A 4,223-nucleotide genomic window follows, 5' to 3' on the forward strand; every position below is an offset into this window, starting at 1 on the left:
GGTCGTCGCGTTCGAAGCGGGGCCGGTCGAAGCGGGGACGGTCGTCACGGCGCTGGAAGCCGCGGTCGCCACGGTCGCCACGGTCGTCGCGTTCGAAGCGGGGCCGGTCGAAGCGGGGACGGTCGTCACGGCGCTGGAAGCCGCGGTCGCCACGGTCGTCGCGGTCGAAACGGGGACGGTCCTCGCGACGCTGGAAGCCACGGTCGCCGCGGTCGTCGCGGTCGAAACGGGGACGGTCGAAGCGGGGACGGTCCTCGCGACGCTGGAAGCCACGGTCGCCGCGGTCGTCGCGGTCGAAACGGGGGCGGTCGTCGCGACGCTGGAAGCCGCGGTCGCCGCGGTCGTCGCGGTCGAAACGGGGACGGTCCTCGCGACGCTGGAAGCCGCGGTCGCCGCGGTCGTCGCGCTCGAAACGGGGACGGTCCTCGCGACGCTGGAAGCCACGGTCGCCGCGGTCGTCCCGGTCGAAGCGCGGGCGGTCCTCGCGACGCTGGAAGCCGCGGTCGCCACGGTCGTCGCGGTCGAAACGGGGACGGTCGTCGCGACGCTCGTCACGGCGGTCGTACGAGCGGTGCTCGTCGCGCGGGCGCCACTCACGGCCGCCGACGTGCGAGGTGCCGGACGTGGCCGGCCGGGAGGTCCTCGTGCCCGAGAAGGAGCCGCGGGCCTTCTGGCCGGGAGCGGAGCCGCGGTGCGGCTTCTTGGCGGCGGCGGCCTTCTTCTCGGTGGACCAGCGGGCCTTCTTGGGCGCGCCGGAGGACGGGTTCTTGGACATGCGTGTTCAACTCTCTCAGCTCGAGCAGACTTCGTCTCGAGCCGTGAGTCACAACCACGACCATGCAGACGAGCCTCAGGCGCAGCATCGTCTGCGCCCCTTGGTGTACCGGTGCCCGGCATCTGTGCCGTCCGGCGTTCGGATCCGCTCCGCGTCGGGTGCCGGGCCGCGCCGTCGGCGCGGGCTTCCGGTTGGATGTCGCCTCGTCGGACGGGCCTGCCCGCCGGGCATCCCCGGCGCCATCCCCTCCGTCGTGATCCGAGGAGACCTCGGAGTCGGATGCGAGGAGTCTACCAGCGGCGGCGGCGTGCCCTGACCACGAGCGCGAGCGCCCCGACCGCCACACCGACGAGGTCGACGAGGGCGTCCCAGGGGTCACCGGTACGTCCAGGCAGCAGCAGGTGCTGCACGACCTCGCTCACGGGTGCGTGCCCGGCGAGCACCGCCACGGCGAGGCGAGGCGACGTCGCCCGGCCGAGCGCGTACGTCGGCACGGCGAAGACGACCAGGTGCACGACCTTGTCGGTCCAGCTGACCGGTCCCTCGACGGTGACGACGGGCCAGTAGAGGACGGCGAGCTGGACCGCGACGGCCAGGGCCGCGAGGACCACGGCGGGGCGCCGGTCGAGCGTCGAGGGGGTCGTCATGGCACGGGAGTCTAGGTAGGTTCGGCGAAGGACCCGTGCCGGGAAGAGGGGCACCACCCCGCCGGCGGCGGACGAGGAGGAGGCGACCATGGGCAGGCGCACGGTCACGGTCACCGGTTCCGGGCGGGCGAGCGTCTCCCCCGACGTCGTCCGGCTCGACCTGCGGGTCGGTCACGACGCGCCGGACGTCGCGGCGGCCCTCGCCGGTGCTGCCACCGGCATCGCGGAGGTCGGGCGCGTGGCCCGCGCCCACGGCCTCGCCGATGCCGACATCCGCACGCTCGACGCGTCGGTGAGCCAGCGCTGGGACAACACCGGCACGCCGGTCGGGTTCACGGCCCAGCAGCGGCTCGGCCTGACGGTGCGGCGGCTCGAGGCCGTCGGTGAGGTGCTCGAGGCAGGGGCCGAGGCGGTCGGCAACGCCCTCCTCGTCGACCAGGTGCGGCTCGACGTCTCCGACCGGGCCGAGGGCCTGTCGCAGGCGCGAGACGCCGCGTTCGCCGACGCGCGGGCCAAGGCCGACCAGTACGCGACGCTCGCGGGGGCGGCTCTGGGGCGGGTCCTCGGCATCGCCGAGACCGGCGCCGTGCCGGTGGCGGCGTCGGCGATGAGGCTCGCGTCGACGGCCCGGGACTCGGCCGGCGCCATGCCCGTCGAGGGCGGCGACCTCGAGCTCGGGGCGTCGGTCACGGTGACGTGGACCCTGACGGATGCGCCCTGACCCGGGTGACCCGTGTGACGCTCCCCTGACGCCCCTGACGCCCCTGACGCCCCTGACGCCCCTGACGCCGCGCGACCCCGCCGTCACCCCGGCGGCCGGAGCCGGACCGGCAGCGGACGTTCGACGGTGGAATACCTCGGGCCCCTCGTTCGTTGGAGGCGACATGGCAACGACTGACCTGACCGCCGAGACCTTCGAGAAGACCGTGCTCGACAACGACATCGTGCTCGTCGACTTCTGGGCGTCGTGGTGCGGCCCGTGCCGCCAGTTCGCCCCCGTGTACGATGCGGCGTCCCAGACCGGGGACAACGAGGGCATCGTGTTCGGCAAGGTCGACACGGAGGCGGAGCAGGCGCTCGCCTCCGCGGCCAACATCACCTCGATCCCGACGCTCATGGCGTTCAAGGAGGGCGTGCTCGTGTTCGCCCAGCCGGGGGCCCTGCCCCAGTCGGCGCTCCAGAACGTCATCGAGCAGGTCAAGGCGCTCGACATGGCACCGATCAAGGAGCAGCTCGCCGCGCAGGGCTCCGGCCCCGACGCCGCAGCGCAGTGACGCACCGGCCCGGCTGACCACCGGAGCCGGCCTGTCGGGTCGTCCTCGGCGTCGCCGGTCTCCCGCCTCTGCGAGGAGGTGGCGGACCCGGCGTCGATGGGGAGGGGGGTCAGACGCCAGGTCCGCCGGTCTAGGGGGCCACGAGCACGGTCACCGTCGTGTGACCGTCGCGGCGCGCACGCAGCGCCCGGGCCCGGCCGCGACCCAGGTGGCCGACGTGCGGGACGACGACGGCCCACGCCTCGTCGCCGCGCCGGACCTGCTCCATGAGGGCGTCGAAGGCCCAGGGGTCCTTGTGGTGGCCCTCGACGAACACGGTGCCGAGGGTGAAGCCCTCGGCGTGGGCGAAGGCCTCGAGACGCGTCCTGGCGCTGACCAGCCGCTCTCCTGCCAGGTCCTCCTCACGGATGTAGCCCAGCACCAGCGGGCGCGTGCCGTCACTCATGACGCGTCCCCGGCTCGTTCCCGACGAGCACCCACGCGGCACTGTCGGGGGGAAGCTTCTCGCCGACCTCGGGGTCGCTTGCGTGCAGCACGTGGCCCTCGACCGGCATGAGCACGGGCTCGGACGTGCAGTTCACGACGCAGGCGAAGCCGTCGCCGCGGAGGAAGGCCAGCACGCCGGGCTCGGTCCGGAGCCAGCGGAAGTCGCCCGTGGCGATGTCCGGCACCCGATGGCGCAGGGCGATGGCCTCGCGGTACAGGTTCAGCATGGACTCGCCGGACTCGAGCTGGCGGTCGACGGCGTGGTAGCCGAACCAGTCGGGCTGCGGGAGCCAGGTGCCCGCCGACGCGCCCTCCGGTGAGAAGCCCCAGGCGCCGCTCGCCGAGTCCCACGGCAGCGGGACCCGGCAGCCGTCCCGGCCCCGTCGCACCCCGGCCGTCCGGTGGAACATGGGGTCCGTCAGCACATGCTCGGGCAGGTCGATGACCTCCGGCAGGCCCAGCTCCTCGCCCTGGTAGATGAACGCCGAGCCGGGCAGGGCCAGCATGAGCAGCGCGGCCGCACGGGCCCTCCTGATGCCCAGCTCGACGTCGCCCATGGGGCCGCCGGGCCACCCGCCCGCGTACCGGGTCACCACTCGGGGCATGTCGTGGTTGTTGAGGACCCACGCCACGGGCGAACCGGCGCCCGCGACGGTCGTGCGGCCCCGGTCGATGACGCCTCGCAGCGCGTCGACGTCCCACGGCGCCCGGAGGAACTCGAAGAAGAAGCTCTGGTGCAGCTCGTCCGGTCGCTGGTACGCCGCGAGCTCCGCGGCGTCCAGGACTCCCACCTCGCCGATCAGCACCCGCTCCCGACCGGTGGCGGCCGTGTAGCCGTCCGCGATCGCGCGCCAGGAGCGCCAGACGTCGTGCACTTCGGGCTGGTTCCAGGCGTGGGCGTTGTTCGGGTCCCCGGTGATCTCGTCGTCGAGGGCGAGCTCGTGGTCCGGGAGCCCCTCGCGCTTGTGCAGGCCGTGGGCCACGTCGATGCGCAGTCCGTCGACGCCCCGCTCGAACCAGAACCGCAGCACCTCCTCGAAG

The 4,223-nt window shown here is 73.8% G+C and carries 5 protein-coding genes and 1 pseudogene; 2 read left to right on the forward strand and 4 right to left on the reverse strand.

Annotated elements, in window-relative coordinates:
* Together ACR9ZK_RS20880 and ACR9ZK_RS20885 are read right to left on the reverse strand one after the other, a co-directional pair.
* Positions 1–775 (reverse strand): annotated as a pseudogene (locus ACR9ZK_RS20880) (DEAD/DEAH box helicase); the annotation flags it as partial.
* A gap of 290 nt (positions 776–1,065) precedes the next feature.
* Entirely contained in the window at positions 1,066–1,422 is a 357-nt protein-coding gene (locus ACR9ZK_RS20885) for a VanZ family protein (protein ID WP_481343885.1), read from the reverse strand.
* An 88-nt stretch (positions 1,423–1,510) separates the two neighbouring features.
* Between ACR9ZK_RS20885 and ACR9ZK_RS20890 the strand changes: the two genes are divergently transcribed.
* Entirely contained in the window at positions 1,511–2,143 is a 633-nt protein-coding gene (locus tag ACR9ZK_RS20890; RefSeq protein ID WP_481343886.1) for an SIMPL domain-containing protein, read from the forward strand.
* A 163-nt stretch (positions 2,144–2,306) separates the two neighbouring features.
* Positions 2,307–2,696 carry a thioredoxin gene (gene trxA / locus ACR9ZK_RS20895; protein WP_481343887.1) on the forward strand — a complete coding sequence of 130 codons (390 nt, stop codon included), beginning with the start codon at positions 2,307–2,309 and terminating at the stop codon, positions 2,694–2,696.
* Between the two features lie 130 nt (positions 2,697–2,826).
* Here trxA and ACR9ZK_RS20900 read toward each other — a convergent pair whose 3' ends face one another.
* Together ACR9ZK_RS20900 and ACR9ZK_RS20905 are read right to left on the reverse strand one after the other, a co-directional pair.
* Entirely contained in the window at positions 2,827–3,141 is a 315-nt protein-coding gene (locus ACR9ZK_RS20900; protein WP_481343888.1) for a hypothetical protein, read from the reverse strand.
* Positions 3,134–4,223: alpha-amylase family glycosyl hydrolase (locus ACR9ZK_RS20905; RefSeq protein WP_481343889.1), on the reverse strand; the 1,090-nt coding region annotated here is incomplete at its 5' end. The genes ACR9ZK_RS20905 and ACR9ZK_RS20900, both read right to left, overlap by 8 nt.

It is taken from the genome of Monashia sp. HAY1-5C, assembly GCF_056755255.1.

What these genes read in the sequence shown, in the direction of transcription:
- ACR9ZK_RS20900 (WP_481343888.1), bottom strand. Translation starts at nt 3,141, where the DNA reads ATGAGTGACGGCACGCGCCCGCTGGTGCTGGGCTACATCCGTGAGGAG.
- ACR9ZK_RS20885 (WP_481343885.1), bottom strand. Translation starts at nt 1,422, where the DNA reads ATGACGACCCCCTCGACGCTCGACCGGCGCCCCGCCGTGGTCCTCGCG.
- ACR9ZK_RS20890 (WP_481343886.1), top strand. Translation starts at nt 1,511, where the DNA reads ATGGGCAGGCGCACGGTCACGGTCACCGGTTCCGGGCGGGCGAGCGTC.
- trxA (WP_481343887.1), top strand. Translation starts at nt 2,307, where the DNA reads ATGGCAACGACTGACCTGACCGCCGAGACCTTCGAGAAGACCGTGCTC.